Source organism: Psychrobacter sp. 1U2 (assembly GCF_051847575.1).
In genome coordinates, this window is the sequence record NZ_JBPYDC010000541.1 from 1 (window position 1) to 993 (window position 993).

Sequence of the window (993 nt, forward strand, 5' to 3'; positions counted from 1 at the left end):
AACCCCCAAGTATTAATGAGCGGTATAACAGTCGGATCAAATGCTCCGCCAGACTGTGCATAGACTTGTCTTGAGATATCAAGTACGTGACTAAAGTCAGTATCAATAGAAATGGGTGTATCTTTGCCTAATTGATTAAACTTGGATATAGTAGAATCAACTTGATAGGTCGACATACTGTCATTAATCTGCTGTAGACGCTGATCAATGGCAGCCTGAATATCTGCCTCGATTACCTTTTCTGGTAATTGATAGCTGATATGGTAGCTGGTACCCATTGTTTCACCGATTAAATAGTTATAATCAGGCGACTGTTGACAGGCGGTTAGACCAACTATACTCAATGCTGATAACGCAAATAATATAGGGTTACCTACCGTCTTTTGATCATTTTGAGACCGGGTAGAGAACAGATATGTTTGAGGTTTGTTTTTATTAAACATTGTAAATTTATCCAACAGCAAAAATGGATGAAAAAAAAGAGCGCCACTGTTGACGCTCTTTTTTATGTCTTTCATATTGATCATCGAAATAAATATGAGTCAAAATAAAAAACTATTTGCTCAATTGATCATGGTCTTGGGCCAATTTAACCACCGAAATCATCAAGCATGATGTTTTCGTCTTCCACACCTAGGCTGTGTAGCATGTCGATAACCGCCGCGTTCATCATCGGTGGCCCGCACATATAATACTCACAGTCTTCTGGATTAGGATGGTCTTTTAGATATTCTTCTAGTAAGACATTATGGATAAAGCCTGTATAGCCGTCCCAGTTGTCTTCAGGAAGAGGATCCGATAAGGCAACATGCCATTCAAAGTTCTCGAACTCTTCTTCTAACTGATCATAGTCTTCAACGTAGAACATCTCACGAATAGAACGTGCACCGTACCAAAAGCTAATCTTACGATTAGAGTTCAGACGTTTAAGCTGATCGAAGATATGCGAGCGCATTGGTGCCATACCAGCACCACCCCCAACAAAAATCATTT

General features: G+C 39.7%; 1 protein-coding gene and 1 pseudogene. Both read right to left on the minus strand.

Annotated elements, in window-relative coordinates:
* Positions 1–518: FAD:protein FMN transferase (locus ACS8FD_RS17140; RefSeq protein ID WP_439276733.1), on the minus strand; the 518-nt coding region annotated here is incomplete at its 3' end.
* Between the two features lie 71 nt (positions 519–589).
* Positions 590–993: pseudogene (locus ACS8FD_RS17145) on the minus strand (NADH:ubiquinone reductase (Na(+)-transporting) subunit F); the annotation flags it as partial.